Here is a 25,827-nt window from a genome sequence, read left to right on the forward strand (position 1 = left end):
GTCGCTTCCCCTTTTCTGTCCCGTCCCCGCCGCCGTCTTTTCGGCGGTGGGGCCCGCAATATCCGCCGTTTGGCGAAACCTAGGTAAGCGATGATTTAATGGCGTGTGCGGATTGACGAGCACAATTTTGACGGTTTCAAGGCGAAAAAGCACCGAAAAGCGGACGCTTTTCAAGGTTTCTCAACGCAGAAACAGGTAAAATTTTCCGTCAAGGCGCTTGCGCGGGATTACATCATCACTTACCTAGCACCGGCTGTTACGCCCGGCGCCATTTCACGCCCTGGGGCGTATCCTCCAGGACGATGCCCTTGGCCGTCAGTTCGTCCCGGATCCGGTCCGCCTCCGCCCAGTTTTTGGCCTTGCGGGCGGCGGTGCGGGCCTCGATAAGCGCCTCGATATCCTCGTCCAGCAGCTCCGTCTTCCGATCGTACAGCAGCCCGAGCACGCCGGTCAGCTCCTCGAACAGCTCGCTCGCCGCCGCCACGTCCGCCCGTGCCGGCTGGGCACCCAACTTGACGTTGATGTCCCGCACCAGCTCGAACAGGGCCGCGATGGCATCCGCCGTGTTGAGATCGTCCTCCATGGCGGCGATGAATTGATCCCGCCGGGAGGCCAGCGCCGCGGCAAACGCCGGATCCCCGTCACCCTCGCCGGCGTTCCCGACGGCGAATTCCAGCGCGCTTTTGCAGTTGTACAGCCGATCGAGAGAGGCCTTGGCCTGCTCGATGATGGCGGTGTTGTAGTTGATGGGGCTGCGGTAGGAGGAGGAGATGAGGAAAAACCGGATGGGCTCATAGCCGTACTGTTCCGCCACATCCCGCACGGTGAAGAAGTTGTTCAGGGATTTGGACATCTTCTTGTTGTCCACGTTGATATACCCGTTGTGCATCCAATACCGGGCGAACGGCGCGCCGTTGCAGCATTCGCTCTGGGCGATTTCGTTTTCATGATGGGGGAAAATCAGATCCTGGCCGCCGCAGTGGATGTCGATGGTTTCTCCCAGATACCGGCGGGCCATGGCGGAGCATTCGATATGCCAGCCCGGCCGCCCGTCGCTCCAGGGGGAGGGCCAGCTGGGCTCTCCCGGCTTGGCCGCCTTCCACAGGGCGAAATCCATGGGATCCTCCTTTTCCTCCCCGACGGCAATGCGCGCTCCCGATTCCAAATCGTCCAGCGGCTGATGGGACAGCTTGCCGTATTCGTCAAATTTGTGAGTGCGGAAATACACGTCCCCATTGGCCGCCCGGTACGCATAGCCCTTTTCCACCAGTCCGGCGATGAGGCTCTCGATCTCCTCCATGTTTTCCGTGGCCTTGGGATGCACGGTGGCCTCCCGCACGCCCAGCCCCTTGGCGTCCACCCAGAACTCCTCGATATACCGGGCGGCGATCTCCTGATAGCCGACCCCTTCCTCATTGGCCCGGCGGATGATCTTGTCGTCGATGTCGGTGAAGTTCTGGACGAATTTCACCTCGTAGCCCCGCCATTCCAGGTACCGGCGCAGCACGTCGAACACGCACAGGGGCCGCGCGTTGCCGATATGGATGTAGTTGTACACCGTGGGGCCGCACGCGTAAATGCGCGCCACTCCCGGCTCCAGCGTCACCAGCTCTTCCTTTTGGCGGGTCAGGGTGTTGTAAATCTTCATGGGCTGCTTCTCTCTTTCCATACTGAATTCCGGTCGGGCCCTCCCGGGCCGCCGTCCTCCGTCTCGCTTTTCCGGAGGGCGGCGGCCTGCGGCGGACACTCCCGTATTGTTATTGAACGAACGCCGTCGGGTCCGGGGCGTCTCCCCCGGCCTTTTCGCCCAGCTGCGCTTCCAGCAGGGCGATCCGGTGCTCCAGGCGGCACAGCTCCTGGGCCACCGGGTCGGGAATATGCACCTGGTCGAGATCGACGATTTTAGCGCCGTTGCGCCGCACCACCCGGGCCGGTACGCCCACCGCCGTGGAATTTTCGGGAATGGCGTCAAGCACCACCGCGCCGGCGGCAATGCGGACATTGTCCCCGATGGTGATCGGCCCGAGCACCTTTGCGCCGGAGCCCACCATCACGTTGTTGCCCAGCGTGGGATGCCGCTTGCCCTTATCCTTCCCGGTTCCGCCCAGCGTTACTCCCTGATAAATGGTGCAGTCGTCGCCGATGATGGTGGTTTCCCCGATGACCACGCCGGTGCCGTGGTCAATGAACAGGCGGCGGCCGATTTGGGCAGCGGGATGGATTTCGATGTTGGTGCGCCGCACGCACCTCTGGGAAATCCAGCGGGCGATAAATTTCATTCTGTGCCGGTAAAACCAATTGGCTTTCCGGTGCGCGCGAATGGCCTTGAAGCCGTTGTACAGCAGCATGACCTCCAGGGCCGATCGGGCGGCGGGATCCCGCTCCTGGATAACGGCGATGTCTTCGCGCATGCGTTCAAACATGCAATGCCCATTCCTTTCTTACTTAGCAATAACACAAGGGAACCCTCGCGGCGGCCCCGGGGAACCGCCGCATAAGGTGAGGGAGCGCTCCCCCTCGCCTTATGAAAAACGCCTCCGTCCCGTCCAGCGTCCTACGCCTGGACGAAACGGAGGCGACTCGTCGCGGTTCCACTCCGGTTCGCGGAAAACGGGCGCTTTCACGCCGCGGCTTCCGCCTTGTTGGCCCGGTAACGGGGGCTTCCGCGCGAAGATACTATAAGGCGGGCTCTGCCGCCCGTTCCCTCCGCGGACTGACGGGTGCATTTCTCCCAGCGGGGCCGTCTGGAGCGCTTCCACCCGCGCCGCCTGCGGCGCGGCGCTCCCTCTCTGGGACGCCCGTGTGCCGGATACTTCTCCCGGTAAACGTCTGTAAGCGATATCAGGCAGCCGCTGCGGGCCGCTAGATAAGCGATGATAAAACCCAGTGGTCGCTGAGCCGCCAGGCACGATTTCTTCATCGCTTATCTATTGTCATTATAGTACGATCCGGCGGAAAAATCCACCTTTATTTTCCATTCAGCCGCCGCTGGTGAAATATTGCCGGTACGACCAGACGTACTGGAACCCGGAAATCACGGTCAGCACCACCGACACCCAGATGAGCGCCTGCCCCACCAGGGGCAGCACGTCGAACAGCCAGCCCGGCACCGCCGTTCCGGCCAGAAGCGTGTGCTCCCAGCTGCAGAACTCCAGCGCCGCCAGCATGTAAAGGATGGACGCGAACTGAGCCACCGTCTTGGCCTTGCCGGCCAGGCTGGCCGCGATAACGGTGCCGTCCTTGGCCGCCACCAGCCGCACGGAAGTCACCATGAACTCCCGCGTCAGGATGATCATCACCGCCCACACGTCCAGCCGCCCCGCCGCCAGGAAGCCGAGGAACGCCGCCGTGGTCAGCATCTTGTCGGCCAGCGGATCGAGAAATTTGCCAAGGTTGGTGATAAGGCCCCGGCTGCGGGCGATTTTCCCGTCGAACATGTCGGTCAGCGCCGCCGCGCCGAACACCAGCCCGGCCGTCAGATTGTGAAACGGAAACTCCCACAGCAGCAGCAGTAAAAATATAGGAGCCAGCAGGATGCGTATCACCGTCAGTTTATTGGGCAGATTCATCCACATACTCTCCCATCAGATCCCAGTCCATGGCATCCGTAATGTTGACCTGCACCAGCCTACCAGGCTGTACCGCACCGCGCGGGCAGGAGAAAAACACCTTGCCGTCGATGTCGGGGGCATCCCCCTGGCTGCGGCCGAACCAGCATTCCGCGTACCGGTCATAGCTTTCCACCAGCACCGGGATGGTTTTTCCGACCTGTGCCTGGTTATACGCGTCGGAAATCCGCGTCTGCTCCTCCATGACGATATCCCGGCGGCGCTGCTTTTCCTCTTCCTCGATCTGTCCGGGCAGGGAGGCCGCGACGGTCCCCTCCTCCGGAGAAAAAGCGAAGCAGCCCAGCCGCTCGAATTTTACATCCTGTATAAATTGACAGAGTTCTACAAATTCCGCCTCTCCCTCGCCGGGGAATCCGGTCATCACCGTGGTGCGCAGGACGATGCCCGGCACCCTGTCGCGGATGCGGGCAATCAGCTCCCGCAGCGTGCGCGCGTCGCCTGTCCGGTTCATGGCGGTCAGCACCTTGCCGCTGACATGCTGGATCGGGATGTCCATATAGTTCAGCACCTTGTCCTCCGCGGCCATGACGTCCAGCAGCTCGTCGGTGATATGCTCCGGATAACAGTACAGCAGCCGGATCCAGCGGATCCCCTCGATGCCGCACAAGCCGCGCAGCAGCTGGGGCAGCCGGGCCTCCCCGTACAAATCGGTGCCGTACAGAGTGGTGTCTTGGGCCACCAGGATCAGCTCCTTCACCCCGTCGGCCGCCAGCTTCTCGGCCTCCGCGAGAAGGCTCTCCATCGGGCGGGAGCGCAGCCGGCCCCGGATGGACGGGATCGCGCAGTAGGTGCAGCAGTTGTTACAGCCGTCCCCGATGCGCAGATAAGCGAAAAAGCTGGGGGTCGTCTGCAGCCGGTCGCCTTCCAGGCTCCAGCAGTCCTTGGCGGGGAACCGGACGGTTTTCTCCCCGCCCATCACCCGGCGCACCGCCTCCACAATATCCCCGTTGGCGCCGAGGCCCAGCACGCCGTCGCATTCGGGCAGCTCGGTCACCAGTTCCTCCTGGTACCGCTCGGCCAGGCAGCCGGTGACGATGATGCGCTGAATCCGCCCCTCCTGTTTCAGCTGGGCGAATTCCAAAATATTCTCGATGGATTCCTTTTTGGCGTCCTCGATGAAGCCGCAGGTGTTGACAATCACCACGTCCGCCAGGCCGCTTTCCGCCACCAGTTCAAAGCCGGCCTGCTCCAGCTTGGCCAGCATCAGTTCCGCATCCATCTGGTTCTTCGGGCAGCCGAGAGATACCATTCCCACTTTACATGTCATAGGTTGTACTCCACTTTTCTTTTGTCCCGTCAGTCCCCGCTGTCCTCCTGATCCGACAGGGCGGCTTCCATGGCCCGCCGGACGGCGTCGCCGCCGAAGCCGTAACGGGCCAGCGCCGCGGCGGTCTTCCGGCGGGCGTTTTCGTCATACAGCCTATTATAGTATTTTTTGCGCAACAGTTCAAGTGCCTGTTGTCCGTCGTCGGTTTCCGCTTCCTCCATGGCCTCGGCCGCGGCCTCCTCCGCCAGGGCGTGGTCAATCCCCTTGCCCGTCAGCTCCTGCGCCAGGCGGCGGCGGGGATAGTGCTTTCTGGCCAGCAGGTCCCGGGCCAGCCGGCGGGCGTAGGCCTCGTCGTCCACCAGCCCCAGCTCCTCCATGCGGGCCGCTGTCTCCTCCGCCGCCTGCGCGCCCGCCGTTTGGCGCAGCTTCTGCTCCAGCTCCCCGCGGGAGTGATCCCGCATGGACAGCAGGTACAGCGCTTTTTCCCGCGCCCGCCGCCGGCTTCCGGCTTCCAGCAGCTCCCGCAGCTGATCGTCGTCGATCCGTCCTCCCATCCGATAGGGCGATTCGTCGAAGGCCGCGGCGTCCACCGTTACCGCCGGTTCCCCGTCCAGATACAGCTGATACAGCCGCCCCCGCCGCTTGCGCACATCCGTAATGATCATACCGCGCCTCTCCTTACCAAAAAAGAATAGGGCGGTTTTCTAAAACCGCCCCCAGCGTGTCGACAAAGTCGACACGCTGCTGGACGGGGATGCCGGATCGCGACGGCTCGTTATACTCGCCTTGCTCCCTCTATCCCCGCTGGCGGAGCGTTCGCTCCGCCCGACCACGCCCTGCTCTTGAAAAATAGCGGAAACACACGTGTTTCCGCTATTTTTCGCCTATAAGGAGTGTTTGCGAGGCACATGTCCTCGCAAACACCGATCGGTAACCCGCCTCCGCTTTTTTCGTTTCACGAATGACGGATTCCCTTTTTCGACAGACTGAGGGCGGTTTTCTAAAACCGCCCCGTCTTTTATTCCGCTGCTTTATTCGTCGTCCACCACAATGTCGATGGCCGCCTTGGCGGCGGGCGCGGACATTTTGGCAGCCGCCGCCAGCGGGATTTCCACCGGCTCACGGTTGGTCTTGGTCCGGGAAGGGTTGAGCTTGTCGAGGTTGGCCCGCACCAGCGCCTCGATTTCCGCGGTCAGCTCCGGGTTGCCCTTGAACAGCTCCTTCACATTGTCCCGGCCCTGGCCCAGCCGCTCCTCCTTGTAGGAGAACCAAGCGCCCGACTTCTGCACGATGTCCAGCTTGACCGCCAGATCCAGCAGCTCCCCTTCCTTGGAGATGCCTTCGCCGTACATGATATCGAACTCCGCCTCCTTGAAGGGCGGGGCCACCTTGTTTTTGACCACCTTCACCCGGGTATGGGCGCCGATGGCTTCCGACCCGGCCTTCAGCGTTTCGGTGCGGCGCACGTCCAGCCGGACGGACGCGTAGTATTTCAGCGCGTTGCCGCCCGCGGTCACCTCGGGGTTGCCGTACACCACCCCCACCTTCAGACGCAGCTGGTTGATAAAAATCGCGATGCAGTTGGATTTGGACACCGCGCCGGCCAGCTTGCGCATGGCCTGGGACATCAGGCGGGCCTGCAGCCCCACATGGCTGTCCCCCATCTCGCCCTCGATTTCCGCCCGGGGCACCAGCGCGGCCACCGAGTCGACCACCACGATGTCCAAAGCCCCCGACCGGATGAGCGCCTCGGCGATTTCCAGCGCCTGCTCACCGGTGTCCGGCTGGGAGACCAGCAGGGAGTCCACGTCCACCCCCAGGGCCCCGGCGTACACCGGATCGAGGGCGTGCTCCACGTCGATGAACGCCGCCTCGCCGCCCTTCTTCTGGGCCTCCGCCACGGCATGCAGCGCCAGGGTGGTCTTGCCCGACGCCTCCGGCCCGTAAATCTCGACGATACGACCGCGGGGCAGGCCGCCGATGCCCAGCGCCGCATCCAGCGCCATGGAGCCGGTGGGAATGCATTCCACGTTCATGCCCACGTTCTGCCCCAGGCGCATGACCGCGCCCTTGCCGTAATTCTTCTCAATCTGCTGCAGGGCGGCCTCCAGGGCCTTCTTGCGCTCATCCCCCACGGCCGCCTTCACGCCCGCCTTTTCAGGAGCTTTCTTCTTGACATCCGCCATATCGTCATCCTTCTTTCCAAAGCGCTTGATTCAAACGCGCTCATATGTTCGATTTCGTTTTCTATTATACGAGATCCATACGGAAAAAGCAACCGATTCGGCGAAAAAAGCAAACATTCGTTCGAAATTATTCGCGTTTATTTTCTCCAGCCGACGACGACCCGCTGGATTCCGCCCAAATCCTCGAGGATTTCCAGCCCCGTCAAACCGACCTCTTCAAACAGCGCGGACACCGCGGCCGCCTGCCCGGCCCCCACCTCCACGGCGCAGAAGCCGCCGGGGCAGAGCTTGGCTGCCCAAACCCGGGCGATTACCCGGTAAAAGACCAAGCCGTCGCCGCCATCCAGCGCCATGCGGGGCTCCCGCCGCACCTCCCGCATCAGGGAGGGCAGCTCCGCCGCCGGGATATACGGCGGGTTGGCCAACACGGCCTGATAGACGCCGCCGAACCGCTCCCCGTCCGCCAGCACATCGGCCTGGATGGGCCACACGCGATACGCCGGATACCGGGCCGTGTTCTCCTTCAGATAGACGAACGCCTCGTCGGACAGCTCCACCGCCGTCACCGCTGCCGCCGGATACAGGCTGCACAGCCCCAGCCCCACGCAGCCGCTGCCCGCGCACAAATCGAGCACCCGCGGAGCGTCCCCGCCGGGCACCAGGGGCAGCCGGGCCGCCGCCGCCTCGCAAAGCAGCTCGGTGTCCGGCCGGGGAATCAGCACCCCTTCCCCCACCGAGAGTGTCAGCGTCAGGAACTCCCAGTTTCCCAGAATATACTGAAGCGGGCGGCCGGCCGCCCGATCCTCCGCCGCGTCCCGCACCGCCCGCTCCTTGTCGGCGGGAACGGTCCGGGCGTTCAGCCGGGGGGAGGTACCCCGCGGCAGCCCACCCACATCCTCCAGCAGACAGACGGCGTCAAAGGCCGGGCTGTCACACCCGGCCTCCCGCAGCCGCCGTTCCGTTTCGGCATACAATTCTCGGTATTCCATCGCCGCCCTCACCAGTTGTCGGCTTCGGGGTCGGCGGGGATGACCTCTTTGAGCGCCGCGATGGCGCACTCGATCATGCTGTCGTCCGGCTCCTTAGTGGTAATATGCTGCAACCACATGCCCGGGGCCGAAATGGCTTTGGTGAACCAGTTGGTCTTGCGTCCCGCCAGCTTGATAAGCTCATAGCCGATCCCCACCACCAGGGGAATGGTCAGCAGCTTGATAGCGGTGCGCAGCAGCGGATCGTCCACCCGGATAATCATGGAGACAATCACGCCGATGAGCAGCATCAAAATCATGAAGGAGGTGCCGCAGCGGGGATGGAAGCGCCGCTGCTTGCGGACGTTCTCCACCGTCAGCTCTTCCCCCGCCTCGTAACAGAAAATGGCCTTATGTTCCGCCCCGTGATACATAAACACCCGCTTGATGTCCTTCATCAGGGACACCAGCAGCATATAGCCGATGAACAGCAGGATCCGGAACACCCCCTCGAACACGCCCCGCAGCGCGCTGCTGTCCAGCGCGGGCACGGCGCCCTTGAGAAGCGTATACAAAAAGGACGGCAGCCACAAAAACAGCCCGATGGCCAGGGCCACCCCCAGAATGGAGCTGAGCACCATCAGGAAGGTCATGAGCACCTTCTCGCCCTTGCTTTCCTCCTTGGCAGCTTTCTCCGCCGGCGGGGCGGCGGGAACAGTCGGCGCGGCCTCCTCGGCCCCGATCTCCGCCACGCTCACGGCAGCCTCCGGCAAACCGCAGGCCGCGGCGGTATCCTCCTGTGCCATTTCGGCGGCGAGGACCACCTCCTGCTCCCGTTCCAGAGCGCTCTGCGCGTCCGGGGCGGTGGATATGGCGAACGCGCCGGCCGGCGGCTCCTGTTTATCCTTTTTGCCTTTTGGCGGTTCCTCCTCGTCCTCCAAGCCGCTGAGTTCGGCGGAGCGCATCAGGCATTTATACCCATACCGCAGGGAATCGATGAAGTTGAAAATGCCCCGGATAAAGGGAGCGCGCAGCACCTTCGGCTTATGGCCTCCGGCCGTGGGCCAGCTTTCCAGCACGATTTCTCCCGAAACGTGCCGCACGGCCATGGAGGTGGTCTCCGGCCCGCGCATCATAATCCCCTCGATGAGGGCCTGCCCGCCGATGGAGGTCTTTTTCCCGGGACAAGCGTTCTTGGTGTTCTGAGACATAATCGTTCCCTGTGCCTTTCCTTTATTAACAGCGCGGGGACTGCCCGCTTTTACACCGCTGGTATTCTCTTAAGACAACGCGGGCGCGTCGGGCGGGGCCACCGGCAGGGTGATGATCACCGTGGTGCCGACGCCCTCCTCGCTCTCGATGTCCAGCCGTCCCTTGTGTCGCCGGATGATTTCGTCCGCCAGGGCCAGGCCGATGCCGGAGCCGGGACGGGTTTTATTGGCCTTGTAGAACTTGTTTTTGATATTCGGCAAATCCTCCTTGGAGATGCCCACGCCGGTGTCGCTGACCACAATCTGCACGTGGCCGCCCATATCCGCCGCCTCCACCCGGATTTTCCCGCCGGCGTTGGAATATTTGATGGCGTTGTCCAGCACGTTGATGAACACCTGCTTGAGACGGTCCCGATCCCCCAGCACCGGCTGTATATCGGGCGCCTCCACATACTGCATGGCGATCCCGCTCTTTTCCGCCCGGTCGCGGAACAGAAAGACCGCCTCCTCCAGTTCGGCCACCACATCGGTGCGGCCGAACTTCATCATCAGGTGCCCGCTCTGCATCCGGGAGAAATCCAGCAGCTCTTCCACGATGCCGGACAGGCGTTCCGCCTCCCCGGCGATGACGTCCAGCCCCTTTTCCATCATCTCAGTGTCGTCCGGCCCCACCTGGCGCAGGGTCTCGCTCCAGCCCTTGATGGCGGTCAGCGGGGTGCGCAGCTCATGGGAGACGGAGGAAATAAAGTCGTTTTTCATCCGCTCCGCCGTGTCGATTTCCCCCGCCATATAGTTGAGAGTGTCGCACAGCTCGCCGATTTCGTCGTCGTATTTTTTCTCGATACGGAAGTCATACTCCCCCAGGGCGATCCGCCTGGCCGCCCGCCCGATTTCAGTCACCGGGTTGACGATGGAGCTGATAAAATACGAGCTGGACAGGGCGACGAAAAACACGATGACCACACCGAACAGCAGCATGACGCCCACCAGAATCCAAACCTGCCGATCCACCAGGGTCAGCGACACCACATAGCGCAGCGCCCCGATCACATTGCCGTTTTGATCCCGCTCCAGCAGGGTATAGGCCATGACGTTTTCCCGGTTGGCGTTTTTGCCCGTCCAGACGCCCCTGTCGTTGGAGCCCGCCTGCAGCGCCCTTTTGAAATCCTCCATGTTCAAATCGATCGCCGGCACGAACCCGGTGGAGGAAATCAGAGCGGCGCCGGTTTTGTCCAGCACCTGCAGCTCCATCTTCTCTTTATTGTTGAATCGTTCCACCAGCTCCTGGGCCCGCTGGGACAAATCCACCGTTCCCGCGGACAGGTTGCTGAAGGCGACGGACATGGATACGGAATTGCGGTACGTCTCCGCCCGGTTGCTCAAAGCTGTCTCCACGCCCTGGTAATAGTACGAACGCACCGCCACCATAAAGGCGATTTCCACGATGACCAGGAAGCCGACGATGACGGCAAACCCGTTGACCATCCAGCGCCGGGTGATCCCTTTGCGCATACGCCGCGCCTCCTTTTCCCGTCAGAATCAGGCCTTCGCCCCGTCGGCGCTCCATTTATATCCCATGCCCCAGACAGTCAGGATATACTTGGGGGCCGAGGGATCGTCCTCGATCTTCATCCGCAGGCGGCGGATGTTGACGTCCACGATTTTTTCTTCCCCGAAATACTCTTCTCCCCACACCCGGGTCAGGATTTCGGTACGGCTGAGCGCCTTGCCCGGATTGGTGAAGAAATATTCCATGATTTGAAATTCCACCTGGGTCAACTCCACCGGCTGGCCGTCCTTTTTCAGGGTGCGGCTGCGCAGGTTAAGCACAAAAGCGCCCGATTCGATTTTTTCCAGATAATTGACCTCGTTGCGGCTGCGCACCGCCGTCACCCGGCGGTAAAGGGCGTCCACCCGGGCCACCAGCTCCGACGGGCTGAAAGGCTTGGTCACATAATCGTCCGCCCCCATCATCAGGCCGCCCACCTTCTCCATCTCCTGGGTGCGGGCGGTGAGCATGATGATGCCCATGGTCTCGCTGCGCTGGCGCAACTCCCGGCAGACGGCGAAGCCGTCCATGCCCGGCAGCATGATATCCAGCAGGGCGATGTCCACGCCGCCCTGCTCCGCGTCGTATTTTTCGACGGCCTCTTCCCCCGAGCCGGCCTCCACGACCTCATAGCCCGCCCGCTTGAGATTGATCACCACGAACTCGCGGATGGACGTCTCGTCCTCGCAAACCAGGATCTTTTTCACCGCATGTCCCCGTCCTTTCCCACACTCTAGCAAAACGCCGCTTTCCTATAAGAACCGCCGCTATTACTGAAACAGCAGCCTGGTCACAATCACCTGCACCGCCTCCCGGGACGTCAGCCCATACGCGTTGTCCTGGTCGAACCAAAAGGCATATTGCACACTTTCCGTATAGCCCATGCCACTCCCATGTCCGCTGCTGCCGAACGGCTCAAACTTCTTGTCCGGATCCTCCGATACCGACTCGTTATCCTTATATATCCGGACAGCCATAAACGGCTCGCCGATTTGCCCGTTTTCCATCGGCTTGAACCACAGGGTGCGGTCGGCTTCGGTGTACAGGGTGGTGAACCGTTCCTTCCAGCTGTCGTCGATACGCACATAATAGCCGTCGGCCAGATTGAGCACCGTGTTGAATTTCAGCTTGGCCGTCTGGGCGGCATAATCCCAGTCATACCAGCCGGTCAGCCACATGGTTTCCTTGGGGTCCGCGGTTTCGTAATAACCGGGCAGCCGGTTGCACAGGGGAATCTCCACCCGGCCGTCGGCGTCGATGTCCCGGGCGGCCATGCCGGACGAGCGGGCCGTCGCACTGGTGATGTTCTTGCTGGTATCATAAAACGGGGCGTTCAGCCGGCCGTGATCCCAGTAGACCAGCTCGGTAATGGTGGTGTTGGCGTCCTTGAGCGCGTCGATATACACCCCTTGGATGCCGTCCGCCAGCCGGCCCATCTGCACCGTGCCGAATTGGTTGATATACCCGTCCAGGCGCACCGCGCCCTTTTCCACCAGCTGGCCGTCCTGCAGGCCCTTGAGCCGGGCAGTGGTCACATTATTGCCCTCCAGCCGCATCAAGAGCAAATCGTCCCGCCCCGAGGAGGTGACGTCCCCGACGAACAGCTGGGTATAAACATTATCGGTGGACAGCGGGGTGATGGTGTCCCCCGCCAGGGAGTAGACGTGCAGCTGCTGATCCCGGTTGTTATAAATGCTCCAGCCGGCCATCAGCTCCTCGATCCCGTCCCCGTCCAGATCGCCGAACACCACCCGCTCGATATCGGTGCTCAGCCCCTCCACGTCGCTGACCGAGGTCCAGTCGCCGTCGGTCTGACGCAGCAGGTTGATGTGCGTGTTGGCGGCGGCCCCCTTCTGCGCCACCTGGTAAAAGGCGAGGGCCACGTCGTTGGCCGCCGACTGCTTGGAAGCGGTATCGAGCCGGCCGCTGTTCAAATCGGTCAGGATAAAGGCGGACGTATACTCGCCGCCCTTGGGATATTTCAGGGTGTAGTTCGTGCTGGCACCCTTGCCGTACCGCGTCTGGATAAACTCGTCCAGGGCTTGTTGAATCTGCTGTTCCTCGCCCTGGAGTTTTGGGGGAATCAAATACGCGTCCACGTCCATGCTGCAGCCGGCCAGCAGCAGCGTTGCCGCGGCCAGCAGAGCGGCCAAAGCGCCGCGCTTCATACACAATCCCCCTTTCGGTCGCGGGATGAAACCCCGTCTGAAAAACACGGCGCCACCCCGCCGTCCGTCGTCCTTTTTCCGCGGCAGGCGGCCCCATGCGCCGCCGATATGAAAAACGCTCCCACCCGCCGGGGGTGCGAGCCTCGTTTTCCGTTTTATTATACCCGCTGCGCCTACTCTTGTCAATAATATGGCCGGCTCTATTCGTCGGGCTGTTCGGCCAGCGCGGCGGCCACCAGCGCGGCGGTTTCGTCCTCGTCCAGGGCGTCCCGGCGGGAGAACGCGGCCAGATATTCCACGTTGCCGTTGGTGCCGTGGATGGGCGACACGGTCAGCCCCCGCAGAAACAGCCGGCTGTCCCGCGCGGCGGCGGCCAGGGAGAGCAGCAGCGGCGGCAGAATGGCCGGATCCTTGACGATGCCGTTTTTTCCCAGCTGCCGGGGTTGGGCCTCGAACTGGGGCTTTATCAGGCAGAGACATTCCCCGTCCTCCCGCAGCACCCGATCGGCGGCGGGGAAAATGCGCTTGAGGGAAATGAAGGAAACATCGGCCGTGACCAGCTGACAGGGCAGCGGCGCGGCGCCGAAGGCCTCCAGCTGTTCGAGCGTGAGGTTCCGGGCGTTGGTGCGTTCCATCACCGTGACCCGCGCGTCCTCCCGCAGCTCCCAGGCAAGGATGCCATAGGCCACGTCCACCGCAAACACATGTGCGGCCCCGTGCTGCAGCAGACAGTCAGTGAAGCCGCCGTTGGAGGCGCCGATATCGCACGCCGTCATCCCCGCCGGATCCACGGCGAACACATCCAGCGCCTTGGCCAGCTTGTAGCCGGAGCGGCTGGCGTATTTGCGCGCCTTCTCCTTGAGGGTGAGCAGACTGTCCGCCGGCACAGGGGTGCCGGGCTTGTCCGCCGGGACGCCGCCGAGGAATACCCGGCCGGCCATGATCAGCCCGGCGGCCTCCTCAGCGGAGATATGAAACTGTTTGGCCGCCAATGCGTCCAGCCGGATGGTTTCCATGGGCGATTCCGCCTTTCTTGTCGGTACGGGAGCGAGCCCGGCCGTAAAAGAAGTGTACCGCCCCCCGGCGCGGCTGTCAACCCTGCTCTGTCATTTTCACAGAAATTCGGCAATAGCGGTGGACAACCCGCCTAAAATGGGATACAATATGACCCATATACCGTCCCCCGTGTCAGGGGTGAAAGGAGCGAAACCGATGGAACGATGGGACCTGCGCGATGGGGAGGGAAACCCCACCGGCGAAACGATGGAGCGCGGCGAGCATTTGAAGCCCGGCCAATACCATCTGGTCGTGCATATATGGATCATCGACGGACAGGGCCGCCTGCTGATTCAGAAACGGGCCGCCCACCTCAAGCTGATGCCGGACATCTGGGCCGCCACGGGTGGTTCCGCCGTCGCGGGGGAGAACAGTCACACCGCCGCCGCCCGGGAGCTGCGGGAGGAGCTGGGCATCGAAACCGCTGGGGAGGATCTGCGCTTCGCCGGCCGGATCCGTCGGCGCAATTCCTTCACCGATATCTGGGTGCTTCGCCGGGATGTGGAGCTGTCCTCCCTGAGGCTCCAGACGGAGGAGGTGGCGCAGGCCAAATGGGTCACCCGCACCGAGCTGATGGATATGGTGGCCCGCCGGACGTTCCACCATTACGGCCGGCCGTATTTTGAGCTGGTGCTCCAAGCCCTCTACCCGGGCGAAGGCTGAACCGCGCAGAAAGGATTTTCAGACAATGACCACCCTATATATTTCCGATTTGGACGGCACGCTGCTGCATGACAACCAGCAGGTGTCGCCTTTTTCCGCTTCCGTCATCAACCGGGCCGTCGAGCGGGGACTGCTTTTCTCCCTGGCCACCGCCCGCAGCCTCATCGGCCTCGGGATGCTCGACCTGCAGGGCATCCATTGGAACACCCCGCTGGTGCTGATGAACGGGGTCATGCTTTACGACATGGCCTCCCGCGCCATCCTGCAGAGCTGCGAAATGCCGCCGGACGCGGTGGCCGCGGTGCTGGCCGCCTGCGCAGCCGAAGGGAAGAACCCCTTTCTCTACCGGGTGGAGGACGGCCAGCTGCACGCCTGCTTCACCGAACTGACCTCCGAGGGAGAACGGGTCTTTCTGGCCAAGCGGGGCGCCCGGTTTCCGGAATGCTTCCGGCAGCGTCCCGCCTACGGCGAGGGGGCGGGGGTCTATTTCTCCCTGCAGGACGCATACGATCGGCTGGACCGGATCCGAGACCGGCTGACCGCCCTGCCCGGCATTGCCTGCACCCTGTATAAGGACAATTATATGGAAAACAACTGGTATCTGGAAGTTTTCAGCGCCGAAGCGGGCAAGGACAAGGGCGCCCGGCGGCTTCAGGCGCTGATCGGCGCCGACCGGCTGGTGGCTTTCGGGGACAACAGCAACGATCTGCCCCTGTTCGCGGCGGCCGATGTGGCTTGCTGCGTGGCCAGCGGCCGGCCCGACGCGCGGGCCGCCGCGGATGTCATCGTGGCCGGCAACAACGACGACGGGGTGGCCCGTTACCTGGCGGCCCTGCCGGAGCTGGCCTGAGCGGCCGGCGGGCTTTATCAAGAGGAGGAATCGCCATGCTGACGAAATGGCTTGTCAAAACGTTCGTCAAACGTCCGGAGGATACGGACGACGAACGGGTACGCTATACCTACGGTCGGCTGGCCGGGGCCGCCGGGCTGACGGCCAACGTGCTGCTGTTCGCCGCGAAGCTCGCCATCGGAGCCCTGTCGGGCAGCGTGGCCATTCTGGCCGACGCGTTCAACAACCTGTCCGACGCCGGCTCCTCCATCGTCACCCTGGTGGGCTTCAAGCTTTCCTCCGCGCCCCCCGACGCGGAGCATCCCTTCGGCCACGGCCGGATGGAATACCTCTCCGCCCTGGGGGTGGCGGCCTTGATCATGGCCGCCGGCTTCGAATTGTTCCTGTCCGCGGTGGATAAGATCCGGCACCCCGCCCTGCCGGAGTTCGGGGTGCTGACCATCGTCGTGCTGGCGCTGGCCATCGCGGTCAAGCTCTGGATGGCGCTGTTTTACAAAAAAATCGGGAATACTATCCGTTCGGAGGCCCTGAAGGCCAGCTGCGCGGACAGCCGCAACGATGTCATCTGCACCGGCGTGGTGCTGCTCACCTCCTTGATCGGCTGGCTGAGCGGCGTGGCCATCGACGGCTATGTCGGCCTGCTGGTGGCCCTGTTCGTCATCTGGTCGGGCTTCACCGTCATCAAGGAAACCGTGTCCCCCCTGCTGGGACAGGCGCCCGACCCGGAGATGGTGCAGGACATCAAAAACACGGTGATGGCCCATCCGGGCATCATCGGCGTGCACGATCTGATGATCCACAACTACGGCCCCGGCCGGCTGGTGCTGTCCCTGCACGCCGAGGTTTCCTGTCACGAGGATATGATGCGCAGCCACGATCTCATCGACTGCGTGGAGCGGGAGCTGAGCCGGAAATACCGGGCCATCGCCTGCATCCATATGGATCCGGTGGACAGCGGCAACGAAGAGGTGGAGGCCCTGAAAATCACGGTGGAAACCATTCTGGAGGACATCGATCCCCGCCTGACCATGCACGATTTCCGGGTGGTGTTCGGAGAAACCCACACCAACCTGATTTTCGACGTGGTGGCCCCGTTTGATTTCAAGGACGAGGCCAGCGTCAAGGCGGAGCTGCAGCGGCGGGTGACGGTGGTCAATCCCCATCTGTTCACCGTGGTGACGGTGGAGCACAGTTTTACGTAAGGCGCCTTGCGGCGCAAGAAGGGATGTCTCATGGCAGGCTATGTGTTCTATAACGGTTTCTGGAACCCCGACGGCCCCCCGGAGGTGGTGCGCTCCCTGACAGCCGCCGCGGCGGCCAGGGGAGCGAAGTGGGTCCCGCTGCCCAACACGGCGGTGACGGCGGAATTCACCGGTGAGCGGCGGGAACGGGCCCTGCGCGTTCCGCCGCTTCAAGCGGGAGACTACGCCCTGTTCTGGGACAAGGACGTGCGCCTGGCCCGGGCGCTGGAGGGGATGGGCGTGCGGCTGTACAACACGGCGGCGGCGGTGGCCGTCTGCGACGATAAGGCGGCCACCCATCTGGAACTGGCCCGCCGGGGCGTTCCCATGCCCCGCACCCTGGTGGCCCCCATGACCTATGTGAACATGGACGCGCAAGGGGACGCGTTTCTCCGCCGAGGGGCGGAGACGCTGGGCTTTCCCCTGGTGGTCAAGGAATGCTTCGGTTCCCTGGGCGGGCAGGTGTACCTGGCCCGCGACCGCGGCCAGCTCTGCCGCCTGGCCGATACCATGGGGCCCAAGCCGTTCCTGCTCCAGCAGTTTGTCGCCGCATCCGCCGGAGAGGACAAGCGGCTGTACGTGGTAGGCGGCCGGGTCGCCGCCGCCATGCGCCGCCGGTCGGAAATGGATTTCCGCGCCAACATCGGGAACGGCGGTCATGGGGAGGCCTGCCCCCCCACGGCGGAGGAGGAGCGCCTGGCCCTGGAATGCGCCGCCATCCTGGGCGCGGAAATCGCCGGGGTGGATCTGCTGCAATCCGAGACCGGTCCCCTGGTCTGCGAGGTGAACTCCAACGCCCACTTCGCGGCGCTGACCGCCTGCACCGGCGTGGATGTGGCGGGCCTCATCGCGGACTATGTCCTGCAGCGGGAGGAATAATCCGTATTGTGTTTCCTCCCGATTGATGGTATACTTACCCTGTTTGTCAAATACACGCATGTTGCGGAATACCTGGAGGAACCATGATTACTGTTTCGGATGTCAGCCTGAGCTTCGGCGGGCAGAACCTGTTCACCCACGTCAACCTGAAATTCACGGGAGGGAACTGCTACGGCGTCATCGGCGCCAACGGCGCGGGGAAATCCACCTTCCTGAAAATCCTGGCGGGGGAGCTGGAGCCCTCCACCGGCGAGGTGGCTATCGATCCCAAAACCCGCATGTCGGTGCTCAAGCAGGATCACTACGCCTACGACGAATACACCGTGCTGGACGCCATCATCCTGGGCAATCCCCGCCTGTATGAGATTATGAAGCAGAAGGATGCCCTGTACGCCAAGGAGGATTTCACCGAGGAAGACGGAGTGCTGGCCTCCGAGCTGGAGGGTGAGTTCGCTGAGCTGAATGGCTGGGAAGCCGAGACCGAGGCCGGTCGGATTCTGCAGGGGCTCGGCCTGGACACCTCCCTGCTGGAAAGCCCCATGGCAGCGGTGGCCGATAAGGAGAAGGTGAAAATCCTGCTGGCCCAGGCCCTGTTCGGCCAGCCTGACATCATCCTGCTCGACGAGCCCACCAACCACCTGGACATCGCCTCCATCCGCTGGCTGGAGGACTTCCTGATGGACTACATCGGCACGGTCATCGTGGTCTCCCACGACCGGCATTTCCTGAACAATGTCTGCACCCATATCGTGGACGTGGACTACAACAAAATCAAAATCTACGTGGGCAACTATGACTTCTGGTACGAATCCAGCCAGCTGATGCAGCGGATGATGAAGGATCAGAACAAAAAGAACGAAGAAAAAATCAAGGAACTGCAGAGCTTTATTGAGCGGTTCTCCGCCAACAAGTCCAAATCCCGTCAGGCCACCTCCCGCAAAAAGCTCATCGAGAAGCTGTCGGTGGACGAAATGCCCGCCTCCTCCCGCCGCTATCCCTACGTGGGCTTCACCATGGATCGGGAAGCGGGCAAGGAGATCCTGGCTGTGGAAGGGCTGACCAAGACGGTGGATGGCGTTAAGGTTCTGGACAATGTCTCCTTCCGGGTGAACAAAGGGGATAAGATCGCCTTTGTCGGCCAGGATGAAATCGCCACCACCACCCTGTTTAAAATCATCATGGGCGAGCTTGAGCCCGACGCGGGCAGCTACAAATGGGGCGGCACCACCACCCAGTCCTATTTTCCCAAAGACAACTCTGCCTTTTTCGACGGGGTGGAAGACAACATCCTGCAATGGCTGGCCCAGTATTCCGCCGACGTGACCGAAACCTACCTGCGGGGCTTCCTCGGCAAGATGCTCTTCTCCGGGGACGACGTGCTCAAGCCGGTGAACGTGCTGTCGGGCGGCGAGAAGGTGCGCTGTATGCTCTCCCGCATGATGATGTTCGGCTCCAACGTCCTGGTGCTCGATCAGCCCACCAACCACCTGGATCTGGAATCCATCACCGCCGTTAACGACGGCCTGGCCGAGTTCAAGGGCAACGTGCTGTTCTCCTCCTACGACCACCAGTTCATCCAGACCGTGGCCAACCGCATCATCGAAATCGAAAACGGCCAGATTCTCGACAAGCTGATGACCTACGACGAATTTCTGGACTTTAAGGACAGCCTGGGGAAATAACAAAAATAGGGTACGCAGGCGACAGTTGTCGCCGCGTACCCTATTTTTTATTACGACGCGATGTGGCTGGGGGAGCTGGCCTCCTGCATGGCCGCGATAAACTGTTCCGCCAAATCGGGATCGAACTGGGTGCCGGCGCAGCAGCGGACCTCGACAAAGGCCTCCTTAAATGTTTTGCGCTTGTTGTAAGGCCGCTCGTTGGTCATGGCGTCAAAGCTGTCGGCAATGGCCAGCATCCGCGCCGGATACAGAATCTCCCCGCCCCGCAGCCGGTTGGGATAGCCGGTGCCGTCCATCCGCTCGTGATGCTGCAGGACAATGGGCGCGATATCCCGCAGCTCGCTTATCCGGCTGATGGTGTCATAGCCGATTTCGCAGTGCTGGCGGAACAGCCCCCATTCCTCCTCACTCAGGGCGGTGGGCTTGATCAACACCTCCTTAGGGATGTTGATTTTTCCCAGATCGTGCAGATATGCCGCGTACAACAGCCGCCGCTTCTCCTCGGCGGGGAGCTTTAGATAATCGGCGAAAATTTCGCAGTAATACACCACCCTCTCCACATGGTTGTAGGTATAGCTGTCCCGGGAGTTGATGATGCCGATAAGGGTTTTCAGAGAGTTGAGAGACTCCTCGCTGCACGGGCTGCCGCCGTTCTCGTGATTGTATTTGTCGATGGCAGAGGAATAAATCTCAATGGTGTCCCGCCGCAGATACTTGGCGCGGTACAGGGCGGCGTCCGCCCGGTTGAGCAGCGCCTCGTAGCCGCTGTCCGCCGCGTCCAGGGACGCCAGTCCCAGCGAGATGGTCAGCCGTCCGGAGGGCATGACCTCCTCCCCCGTGACGGGCAGTTCCCCCACCGCCCGGTGGATTTCCTCCGCCACCTTCTGGGCCTCCTGCATGGCCAATCCGGGCAGAATGACGGCGAACTCCTCGCCGCCGTAGCGGGCCAGCGTCTGTTCCGGGCGCAGATGCGCCCCGACTTCGGCCGCGATACTCCGCAGAACCTCATCCCCCTGCTGGTGCCCGTAAAGGTCGTTGTACTTTTTGAAGAAGTCGATGTCCATCATAATCACAGACAGCGGAGCGTCGGTTTCCACGCTGGCGGCATACGCCGCCTCCAGCAGCTGATGAAAAGACCGATGGTTGTACACGCCGGTCAAGCCGTCCATTCGGGCGCATTCCTCCAGATACGCGGCATATTCCCTCTGCACCCGCACAAACAGCCCCAGGCACTGGGCCACCACGAAGAAGGACACCACCAGGGCCAGATCCTGCTGGAAATAGACGTTCACGTCCTGGCTGTTCCCGGTGAACAAATCCAGTCCCAGCACCAGGGCCGAGCCGCCGGCCGCCACCAGGAACCCCATCTGCTTTGAATGGGCGATGGTGTAGTAGATGATGACGAATAAAAACAGAAACTTGTAGTTGCTCGTATGCAGGCCGGACATCCAAAGCGTCAGGATATATAAGGCAAAAAACAGCGGCAGCTCCAGCAGCAGCACCACACGCCGCTTTTTAAACTCCGCAAAGGTCGAGAAAAGGAAAACGCCCAGCACGCCCACGGCCGCCACCAGGATGAGAATCCCCATCAGGGAGGGCTTCACCTGGGTCAGCGTCCCGCTTTTCCGGTCGCCGAACGCCTTTTCAAACACCGGGAACATGGAAAACAGCATAAACATGATCTTCAGCGTGAACAGCATCTGCGCGACCTGCTTGTCCCGCTGCATTTCTCGATTCTGCATGGCGAATCCCCCCCTTTTCCGTTTTCAATACTATCCGCGAGCGGTCGGCTCCCCTTCCGCGTACATGTTGGAATAAGGGAAGCCAGCCTGGGCCAAACGGCCCCGCCAGCTCCCCTTTCCGTCCGTCTTATTTATCGGACAGCGCCTCGGGCTCTTCCGGCTGATAGAGATACCAGATGCAGGCGGAAGAAGCTACCAGCGTGGCGGCCAGTGCACAAACCGCGGCCAAAGCACCGAACAGTTTCTTTTTCACTCAGAGCACCTCCTTACTATGCAAATTTATCAATTACTTACCCCCACGGCAGCACAACAGCAATCCGGCAGGAGCCGTAAGGGTAAACGACTGCCAACAAAGGGCGAGAATCAGCGAAGCATATACGCTCAGCGCCGTCGTCGGCAGGGGCCGCAGCCAATATGCTGCCGCCGTTCCGGCACAGGCCAGGGTGCACACCCCCGCGTAAACGAAGCTCTGACGGCGCAGCCGCCGGATCTTTTCTGGCCGGCGGATGGGCTTGTTGGGGGAATCCACCGGCACCCTGCGGATGATTATCCACCAGATCCAGACGAACGCCAGCAGGCAAAGAGACGCGGCCAGCGGCGTCAGGCGGGGAGCCAGCAGATACCGGGCTAGCCCCGCCATCGCCCCGATGGTGAGCAGACTGGTCAGGATGCACCCAAGCAGACTCGGCGCGTGGGCGCCGCCGGTGCATTTGCGGAACGTGCCCACCACCAGATAGATGAGCAGGCATTCCCACACCATGCCTGCGGCCAGGCCGATGACGAGGGCGCCCAGCAGGATGGCCCCTATCTGGCACAGGGCGGTCAGCCCATAGGCGATGACGTCCTCCCGGCTCTGGTCAGCCCCCTGCGCTGCCGCCAGGCTGTGCGCCGCCTTCCGTATCCACTTTTGCACGGCGCACCGCCCTCCTCATTCGAACGACATAGAAAATCGCCACCACCAGCCAGAACAGCAGTGTGGTGGGGATGCCGTAAAGCGCCCACTGCAGCTCGTCCTGCTGCACGGCCAGGAATGCCTCCTTGCCGATGAGCAACGGGTACAGGGTGACGGCGGGCAGCTCCACCACCAGCATGACGATGGTTGTCAGCAGTGAGGAAATGATGCATTTCATCATGGGCAGCCGGCAGAAATACGTGCTGATGAGGATCAGGGAGATGATCACCAGCAGGGTGGACACCCCCGTGACAATGGGCAGCAGGCGCGCGATAATGCTCAGCGCCGACAGCAGCAGCCCGCCGAGCCAATACCGGTGGTTCCATTTCTGGTCGCAAAAACCGTAGACAAACAACAAAAAGCCGAAGGCCTGGGGCATGTATCCCGTCAGCACCTGCAGCAGAACAATCCATACCTTATCCATTTTAACCTCCCATTCCTGCCAAGTCACAAAGCATAATGAAATACCGCATCAGTCTGCTTGGCAGGTAGGGGCTTTGCAAAGCAAAGCTGCGGCGGCAGCCGCAAGGTGACGTGATTTATCAGGCCACCGCCCTATCCCGTTTATGGCCGGTTTTCACGCGGCCGCCGGCTGCATGGCCTTGACCGCGTAAAACACGATCAGCACCACAAACGCGCGAATGAACAAATCCCCGATGCTCAGCACCGAATACCCGATGTCTATGTAATCCGTTAGAAACTTCAGCCTGGTGGCCTCGGTTCCCAGGCAATGGATCGAGCCCGGCGCCTCGAGCAGCGCGGGGTCAAAATACCCGGTACGCAGCGACAGGGTGGGGAACGCGGGCATCTTTCCGCCGTTGGCGGCCATGACGATTTTATTCATCGCCGTGCCCGCCACGATGCAGCCGGCCCCTATCATCCCCGGCTTGTACAGCCGGTACCGCAGCAGGGGGAGCATGTACAGCACCATATACACATTCTTGAGTACACCGGCCACCGGCAGAAACGCATCATTGTGCAAAAAAATCTGCACCTGGAGAAACACCGAGAACAGATCCACCGCAAAAACCGGGTAAAACCAGACGGATTTCCAGAACGGCGCGATGCGGTAACCCCGGCATTTGGCAAGGAGAAGGGCCAGCAGTACGGTCTCAATCACAGGCGGCTCCCTCCAGCGAAACAAAATCCAGGCAGATGCGAGTACCTCATAGAGTATAGCACAGAACTTTCCTGTGTACAAGCACGATTTTTCAACAAACTCTACTAGATTTTCCTGTCCTCGGGAGGTAATCCCTCCGGCCGTCTGCGCGGCTCCCCTTTATCCCTATCCGTCGGGAAGACAATTCCCGCCTGACGCCGGATTTCCCGCATGCAGCGGTGCACCCGCAGGGCCAGCCGGCTGTCCTCGTCCATCCGGCCGTCCGCATCCCTCGCGCCGACGGCGGCGCAAAACCGCGCCGCCTCGTACCCCATGAGTGCCGCCTTGTCCTGCTCCCCGACCAGCCGCTCCGGGGCTTTCCCCTTCTCGGTCAATACCATGTCCTCCAGCTTGGAGATGGAGCCGATGGTCAGCGTCCCCCGATCCCCCACGATCTGAGAGGGCGCGACCGCCTGGCCGGTTTTGGAATAGGTGAGCACCGCCACCTTGTCGGGATACCGCAGCACCGCGGCGCCCGCCCCATCGGCCCCGGAGTCGAGAAACACGGCGCTGGCCGTCAGCCCCTCCGGCTCGCCGAACAGATACAGCGCCGGATACACGCAGTACACCCCCAAGTCCATCAGCGCCCCGGTCTCCATGGCGGGATTGAAAATATTGGGCAGGGCCGCTCCCTCCAAATAGGCCGGGTATTTGCTGGATAGCTGGGAAAAATCGAAATGGGCCAGGGAAATCCGCCCCAGCCGCCCGACCGCTTCTTCCAGCACGGCCAGCTGCGGCATATGCAGCAGCATGATGGCCTCCATATACACCAGTCCTCGGTTTGCGGCCAGCGCCTGGAGGCTCTCCACCTCCTCCGGCCGGGCGGCCAGCGGTTTTTCGCAGAGCACGTGCTTGCCGTTTTCGAGAAACAGCCGGCTCTGCGCGGCGTGCAGAACGTTGGGGCTGGCGATGTACACCGCGTCGATGTCCGGGCTCGCGGCCATCCGCGCGGGATCGGTGAATACCAAATCGGCCCCGTGCCGGGCGGCGAATTCCCGGCCCCGCTCCTCGCTGCGGGAGCACACGGCCCGCAGCGCCATCCCGGGCACACCCGCCGCCCCCGCCAGAAACGCCTCGGTGATCCATCCCGTGCCGATGATGCCGTATCGTATCGTCATATTCCTTCTCCTACCCTTATTAAAAATCCGGACGAAAAAGCACTTGCCATCCACCACACAGTTTAGTCTTGGCGGATTACTAGGTAAGCGATGATTAAATCCAGTGGATGGCTTGGTGAAGGGAAAATTCCCCACCAAGCCGCCGCTGAGCCGTCAGGCGTGATTTATTCTTCGCTTACCTAGTATCATAGCAAGGCCCCGCGAAAAAAACAAGTCTCCCTCCATCCGCCCTTTTCAGGTATTTTCCGGCCCATCAGACGCAAACTACAGGTAATTGGGGGGAACATGTTGAACGATAAAGTCAAATATATTATCACCGGCGCCCTGGCCGGCGTGGCCAACGGCCTGTTTGGATCGGGCGGCGGCCTGTTTCTGGTGCCGCTGTTCGTCAGCTGGCTGCATATGGAGCAAAAGAAAGCCTTCGCCACCTCGGTGGCCGTCATCCTCCCCCTGTCCGTCGCGTCCCTGGCGGTTTTTCTTCTCAAGGGCGGGATGGACTGGGGGCTGGCCTGGCCCTACCTGCTGGGCGGTGTGGCGGGCGGCCTGCTGTCCGGCCTGTTTTTCAAAAAGGTGCCGGTGGTCTGGCTGCGGCGGGGCTTCGGCCTGCTGATTCTCTACGGCGGCGTGAAGGCGGTGCTGCTTTTATGACGGGCCGCACCCATAGCTTGACCATCTCGCGAACGGAAGGGGACGGACGATGAAAATTCTCGAATTCCTGGTGGGCCTGGTCACCGGGATTATCAGCGGTTTCGGCATCGGCGGCGGCTCCCTGCTGATCCTCTACCTCACCGCGGTGGCCGGGGTAAACCAGTATACCGCCGGCGGGGTGAATTTGCTGTATTTTATCGGCTGCGCCCCCTGCGCCCTCATCTCTCATATCAAGAACAAGCGCATCGTCTGGCAGGCGGTGCTGTTCTGCACCCTGGCGGGCGTGATCACCTCGGTGGCCGCCGCGTTTCTGGGCGCCCGGATGGAGGTGGGGCTGCTGCGCCGCCTGTTCGGGGTGCTGCTGCTGTATATCGGTGCGCGGGAGCTGTTCGCCAAAGCGCCCAAGAAAGAACCCGCCGAAAAATAGCTTGCGTCCCGCCCCCGCCTGTATTATGATACCAGCAGAGCTCCGATTTAACAGGAAAGAAGGAGAATGCCTATGGATTTTCAAAGCGAAACGGGCCGGATTTTTTTAGAGGACGAATACGGCCGGCTGCTGGCGGAGGTGACCTTTCCGTCGGTGTCCGCCCGCGTAGCGGACATCCGCCATACCTTTGTGGACGATTCTCTGCGGGGACAGGGCGTGGCCGGCCGGCTCATGGAGGCCGCCGCCCGGCAGATCCGTGCCGAGGGCAAAAAGGCCCGGCTGACCTGCTCGTACGCCGCCGCCTGGTTCCCTAAGCACCCGGAATACGCCGACCTGGTGACCGACGGCTTTCTGGAATAACGGGACCCGCCAGGCGTTTCCAGCGTTTTTTCCTCTCCCCGGCGCATACTAGTACCGGAAGGCGCGCGCCCT

26 protein-coding genes are annotated in these 25,827 nt (G+C 62.0%); 8 read left to right on the top strand and 18 right to left on the bottom strand.

Annotation, left to right across the window (positions count from 1 at the left end; genetic code table 11):
• Positions 1–256: 256 nt before the first annotated feature.
• From cysS to ACSAMM_RS09150, 12 genes are all read right to left on the bottom strand, one after another.
• Entirely contained in the window at positions 257–1,648 is a 1,392-nt protein-coding gene (gene cysS / locus ACSAMM_RS09095; RefSeq protein WP_178721458.1) for a cysteine--tRNA ligase, read from the bottom strand.
• A gap of 109 nt (positions 1,649–1,757) precedes the next feature.
• Complete coding sequence (gene cysE, locus ACSAMM_RS09100; protein WP_178721400.1) at positions 1,758–2,423, bottom strand: serine O-acetyltransferase; 666 nt, start codon at positions 2,421–2,423, stop codon at positions 1,758–1,760.
• Between the two features lie 555 nt (positions 2,424–2,978).
• Complete coding sequence (pgsA, locus tag ACSAMM_RS09105; RefSeq protein ID WP_178721398.1) at positions 2,979–3,569, bottom strand: CDP-diacylglycerol--glycerol-3-phosphate 3-phosphatidyltransferase; 591 nt, start codon at positions 3,567–3,569, stop codon at positions 2,979–2,981.
• On the bottom strand, positions 3,553–4,896 hold the full coding sequence (gene rimO, locus ACSAMM_RS09110; RefSeq protein ID WP_457791126.1) for a 30S ribosomal protein S12 methylthiotransferase RimO: 1,344 nt from the start codon (positions 4,894–4,896) through the stop codon (positions 3,553–3,555). Before rimO ends, pgsA begins: the two co-directional genes overlap by 17 nt.
• Positions 4,897–4,925: 29 nt before the next feature.
• Positions 4,926–5,561 carry a RecX family transcriptional regulator gene (locus ACSAMM_RS09115; RefSeq protein ID WP_178721394.1) on the bottom strand — a complete coding sequence of 212 codons (636 nt, stop codon included), beginning with the start codon at positions 5,559–5,561 and terminating at the stop codon, positions 4,926–4,928.
• Positions 5,562–5,927: 366 nt separating this feature from the next.
• Positions 5,928–7,082 (bottom strand): recombinase RecA, encoded by a 1,155-nt coding sequence (gene recA, locus ACSAMM_RS09120; RefSeq protein WP_457791127.1) that lies wholly within the window; start codon positions 7,080–7,082, stop codon positions 5,928–5,930.
• Between the two features lie 137 nt (positions 7,083–7,219).
• On the bottom strand, positions 7,220–8,071 hold the full coding sequence (gene prmC, locus ACSAMM_RS09125; protein WP_457791128.1) for a peptide chain release factor N(5)-glutamine methyltransferase: 852 nt from the start codon (positions 8,069–8,071) through the stop codon (positions 7,220–7,222).
• Between the two features lie 8 nt (positions 8,072–8,079).
• Complete coding sequence (locus tag ACSAMM_RS09130) at positions 8,080–9,261, bottom strand: DUF1385 domain-containing protein (RefSeq protein ID WP_457791129.1); 1,182 nt, start codon at positions 9,259–9,261, stop codon at positions 8,080–8,082.
• 69 nt (positions 9,262–9,330) lie between these two features.
• A complete protein-coding gene (locus tag ACSAMM_RS09135) occupies positions 9,331–10,773 on the bottom strand; it encodes an ATP-binding protein (protein WP_457791130.1) in 1,443 nt (480 codons plus the stop codon).
• A 27-nt stretch (positions 10,774–10,800) separates the two neighbouring features.
• Entirely contained in the window at positions 10,801–11,517 is a 717-nt protein-coding gene (locus ACSAMM_RS09140; RefSeq protein ID WP_457791131.1) for a response regulator transcription factor, read from the bottom strand.
• Positions 11,518–11,580: 63 nt separating this feature from the next.
• Positions 11,581–12,978 carry a hypothetical protein gene (locus ACSAMM_RS09145; protein WP_457791132.1) on the bottom strand — a complete coding sequence of 466 codons (1,398 nt, stop codon included), beginning with the start codon at positions 12,976–12,978 and terminating at the stop codon, positions 11,581–11,583.
• Positions 12,979–13,178: 200 nt separating this feature from the next.
• Complete coding sequence (locus tag ACSAMM_RS09150; protein WP_457791133.1) at positions 13,179–13,994, bottom strand: TlyA family RNA methyltransferase; 816 nt, start codon at positions 13,992–13,994, stop codon at positions 13,179–13,181.
• Positions 13,995–14,190: 196 nt separating this feature from the next.
• On the opposite strand from ACSAMM_RS09150, the gene ACSAMM_RS09155 reads away from it, so the two are divergent.
• From ACSAMM_RS09155 to ACSAMM_RS09175, 5 genes are all read left to right on the top strand, one after another.
• Complete coding sequence (locus ACSAMM_RS09155; protein WP_457791134.1) at positions 14,191–14,697, top strand: NUDIX hydrolase; 507 nt, start codon at positions 14,191–14,193, stop codon at positions 14,695–14,697.
• A 25-nt stretch (positions 14,698–14,722) separates the two neighbouring features.
• The gene (locus tag ACSAMM_RS09160; RefSeq protein ID WP_457791135.1) at positions 14,723–15,547 is read left to right on the top strand and encodes an HAD hydrolase family protein; all 825 of its coding nucleotides are present in this window, start codon (positions 14,723–14,725) and stop codon (positions 15,545–15,547) included.
• A gap of 35 nt (positions 15,548–15,582) precedes the next feature.
• Complete coding sequence (locus ACSAMM_RS09165) at positions 15,583–16,749, top strand: cation diffusion facilitator family transporter (RefSeq protein WP_457791136.1); 1,167 nt, start codon at positions 15,583–15,585, stop codon at positions 16,747–16,749.
• Positions 16,750–16,779: 30 nt separating this feature from the next.
• Complete coding sequence (locus ACSAMM_RS09170) at positions 16,780–17,667, top strand: ATP-grasp domain-containing protein (protein WP_457791137.1); 888 nt, start codon at positions 16,780–16,782, stop codon at positions 17,665–17,667.
• An 83-nt stretch (positions 17,668–17,750) separates the two neighbouring features.
• Positions 17,751–19,349 (top strand): ABC-F family ATP-binding cassette domain-containing protein, encoded by a 1,599-nt coding sequence (locus ACSAMM_RS09175; protein ID WP_457791138.1) that lies wholly within the window; start codon positions 17,751–17,753, stop codon positions 19,347–19,349.
• 50 nt (positions 19,350–19,399) lie between these two features.
• On the opposite strand, the gene ACSAMM_RS09180 is transcribed toward ACSAMM_RS09175, so the two are convergent.
• From ACSAMM_RS09180 to ACSAMM_RS09205, 6 genes are all read right to left on the bottom strand, one after another.
• Positions 19,400–21,091, bottom strand: coding sequence for a diguanylate cyclase (locus ACSAMM_RS09180; RefSeq protein ID WP_178724496.1), 1,692 nt, complete (start codon positions 21,089–21,091; stop codon positions 19,400–19,402).
• Positions 21,092–21,218: 127 nt separating this feature from the next.
• A complete protein-coding gene (locus ACSAMM_RS09185; RefSeq protein ID WP_178724494.1) occupies positions 21,219–21,344 on the bottom strand; it encodes an AgrD family cyclic lactone autoinducer peptide in 126 nt (41 codons plus the stop codon).
• A gap of 33 nt (positions 21,345–21,377) precedes the next feature.
• Positions 21,378–22,004 (bottom strand): accessory gene regulator ArgB-like protein, encoded by a 627-nt coding sequence (locus ACSAMM_RS09190; protein WP_457791139.1) that lies wholly within the window; start codon positions 22,002–22,004, stop codon positions 21,378–21,380.
• On the bottom strand, positions 21,949–22,467 hold the full coding sequence (locus ACSAMM_RS09195; protein ID WP_178724490.1) for a hypothetical protein: 519 nt from the start codon (positions 22,465–22,467) through the stop codon (positions 21,949–21,951). Before ACSAMM_RS09195 ends, ACSAMM_RS09190 begins: the two co-directional genes overlap by 56 nt.
• A gap of 153 nt (positions 22,468–22,620) precedes the next feature.
• Positions 22,621–23,163, bottom strand: coding sequence for a DUF5317 family protein (locus tag ACSAMM_RS09200; protein ID WP_178724488.1), 543 nt, complete (start codon positions 23,161–23,163; stop codon positions 22,621–22,623).
• A gap of 104 nt (positions 23,164–23,267) precedes the next feature.
• Entirely contained in the window at positions 23,268–24,320 is a 1,053-nt protein-coding gene (locus ACSAMM_RS09205) for a Gfo/Idh/MocA family protein (RefSeq protein WP_457791140.1), read from the bottom strand.
• Between the two features lie 285 nt (positions 24,321–24,605).
• Here ACSAMM_RS09205 and ACSAMM_RS09210 point away from each other — a divergent pair, with 285 nt between their 5' ends.
• The 3 genes from ACSAMM_RS09210 to ACSAMM_RS09220 all read left to right on the top strand — a co-directional run bounded on the left by ACSAMM_RS09210 (position 24,606) and on the right by ACSAMM_RS09220 (position 25,755).
• Entirely contained in the window at positions 24,606–24,968 is a 363-nt protein-coding gene (locus ACSAMM_RS09210; protein ID WP_178724484.1) for a TSUP family transporter, read from the top strand.
• A 49-nt stretch (positions 24,969–25,017) separates the two neighbouring features.
• Positions 25,018–25,395 carry a TSUP family transporter gene (locus ACSAMM_RS09215; RefSeq protein ID WP_178724482.1) on the top strand — a complete coding sequence of 126 codons (378 nt, stop codon included), beginning with the start codon at positions 25,018–25,020 and terminating at the stop codon, positions 25,393–25,395.
• A 72-nt stretch (positions 25,396–25,467) separates the two neighbouring features.
• Complete coding sequence (locus ACSAMM_RS09220; RefSeq protein WP_178724480.1) at positions 25,468–25,755, top strand: GNAT family N-acetyltransferase; 288 nt, start codon at positions 25,468–25,470, stop codon at positions 25,753–25,755.
• The last annotated feature ends 72 nt before the right edge of the window (positions 25,756–25,827 follow it).

It is taken from the genome of Anaeromassilibacillus sp. SJQ-5 (genome assembly GCF_054108045.1).

Excerpts from the sequence above, each read along its gene's own strand:
- ACSAMM_RS09160 (WP_457791135.1), top strand. The coding sequence starts at position 14,723 with ATGACCACCCTATATATTTCCGATTTGGACGGCACGCTGCTGCATGAC.
- ACSAMM_RS09180 (WP_178724496.1), bottom strand. The coding sequence starts at position 21,091 with ATGCAGAATCGAGAAATGCAGCGGGACAAGCAGGTCGCGCAGATGCTG.
- pgsA (WP_178721398.1), bottom strand. The coding sequence starts at position 3,569 with ATGAATCTGCCCAATAAACTGACGGTGATACGCATCCTGCTGGCTCCT.
- ACSAMM_RS09175 (WP_457791138.1), top strand. The coding sequence starts at position 17,751 with ATGATTACTGTTTCGGATGTCAGCCTGAGCTTCGGCGGGCAGAACCTG.
- ACSAMM_RS09215 (WP_178724482.1), top strand. The coding sequence starts at position 25,018 with ATGAAAATTCTCGAATTCCTGGTGGGCCTGGTCACCGGGATTATCAGC.
- ACSAMM_RS09130 (WP_457791129.1), bottom strand. The coding sequence starts at position 9,261 with ATGTCTCAGAACACCAAGAACGCTTGTCCCGGGAAAAAGACCTCCATC.
- ACSAMM_RS09150 (WP_457791133.1), bottom strand. The coding sequence starts at position 13,994 with ATGGAAACCATCCGGCTGGACGCATTGGCGGCCAAACAGTTTCATATC.
- ACSAMM_RS09165 (WP_457791136.1), top strand. The coding sequence starts at position 15,583 with ATGCTGACGAAATGGCTTGTCAAAACGTTCGTCAAACGTCCGGAGGAT.
- ACSAMM_RS09220 (WP_178724480.1), top strand. The coding sequence starts at position 25,468 with ATGGATTTTCAAAGCGAAACGGGCCGGATTTTTTTAGAGGACGAATAC.
- ACSAMM_RS09135 (WP_457791130.1), bottom strand. The coding sequence starts at position 10,773 with ATGCGCAAAGGGATCACCCGGCGCTGGATGGTCAACGGGTTTGCCGTC.
- prmC (WP_457791128.1), bottom strand. The coding sequence starts at position 8,071 with ATGGAATACCGAGAATTGTATGCCGAAACGGAACGGCGGCTGCGGGAG.
- recA (WP_457791127.1), bottom strand. The coding sequence starts at position 7,082 with ATGGCGGATGTCAAGAAGAAAGCTCCTGAAAAGGCGGGCGTGAAGGCG.
- ACSAMM_RS09195 (WP_178724490.1), bottom strand. The coding sequence starts at position 22,467 with ATGGATAAGGTATGGATTGTTCTGCTGCAGGTGCTGACGGGATACATG.
- ACSAMM_RS09115 (WP_178721394.1), bottom strand. The coding sequence starts at position 5,561 with ATGATCATTACGGATGTGCGCAAGCGGCGGGGGCGGCTGTATCAGCTG.
- ACSAMM_RS09155 (WP_457791134.1), top strand. The coding sequence starts at position 14,191 with ATGGAACGATGGGACCTGCGCGATGGGGAGGGAAACCCCACCGGCGAA.
- ACSAMM_RS09210 (WP_178724484.1), top strand. The coding sequence starts at position 24,606 with ATGTTGAACGATAAAGTCAAATATATTATCACCGGCGCCCTGGCCGGC.
- rimO (WP_457791126.1), bottom strand. The coding sequence starts at position 4,896 with ATGACATGTAAAGTGGGAATGGTATCTCTCGGCTGCCCGAAGAACCAG.
- ACSAMM_RS09145 (WP_457791132.1), bottom strand. The coding sequence starts at position 12,978 with ATGAAGCGCGGCGCTTTGGCCGCTCTGCTGGCCGCGGCAACGCTGCTG.
- ACSAMM_RS09170 (WP_457791137.1), top strand. The coding sequence starts at position 16,780 with ATGGCAGGCTATGTGTTCTATAACGGTTTCTGGAACCCCGACGGCCCC.
- ACSAMM_RS09205 (WP_457791140.1), bottom strand. The coding sequence starts at position 24,320 with ATGACGATACGATACGGCATCATCGGCACGGGATGGATCACCGAGGCG.
- cysS (WP_178721458.1), bottom strand. The coding sequence starts at position 1,648 with ATGAAGATTTACAACACCCTGACCCGCCAAAAGGAAGAGCTGGTGACG.
- cysE (WP_178721400.1), bottom strand. The coding sequence starts at position 2,423 with ATGTTTGAACGCATGCGCGAAGACATCGCCGTTATCCAGGAGCGGGAT.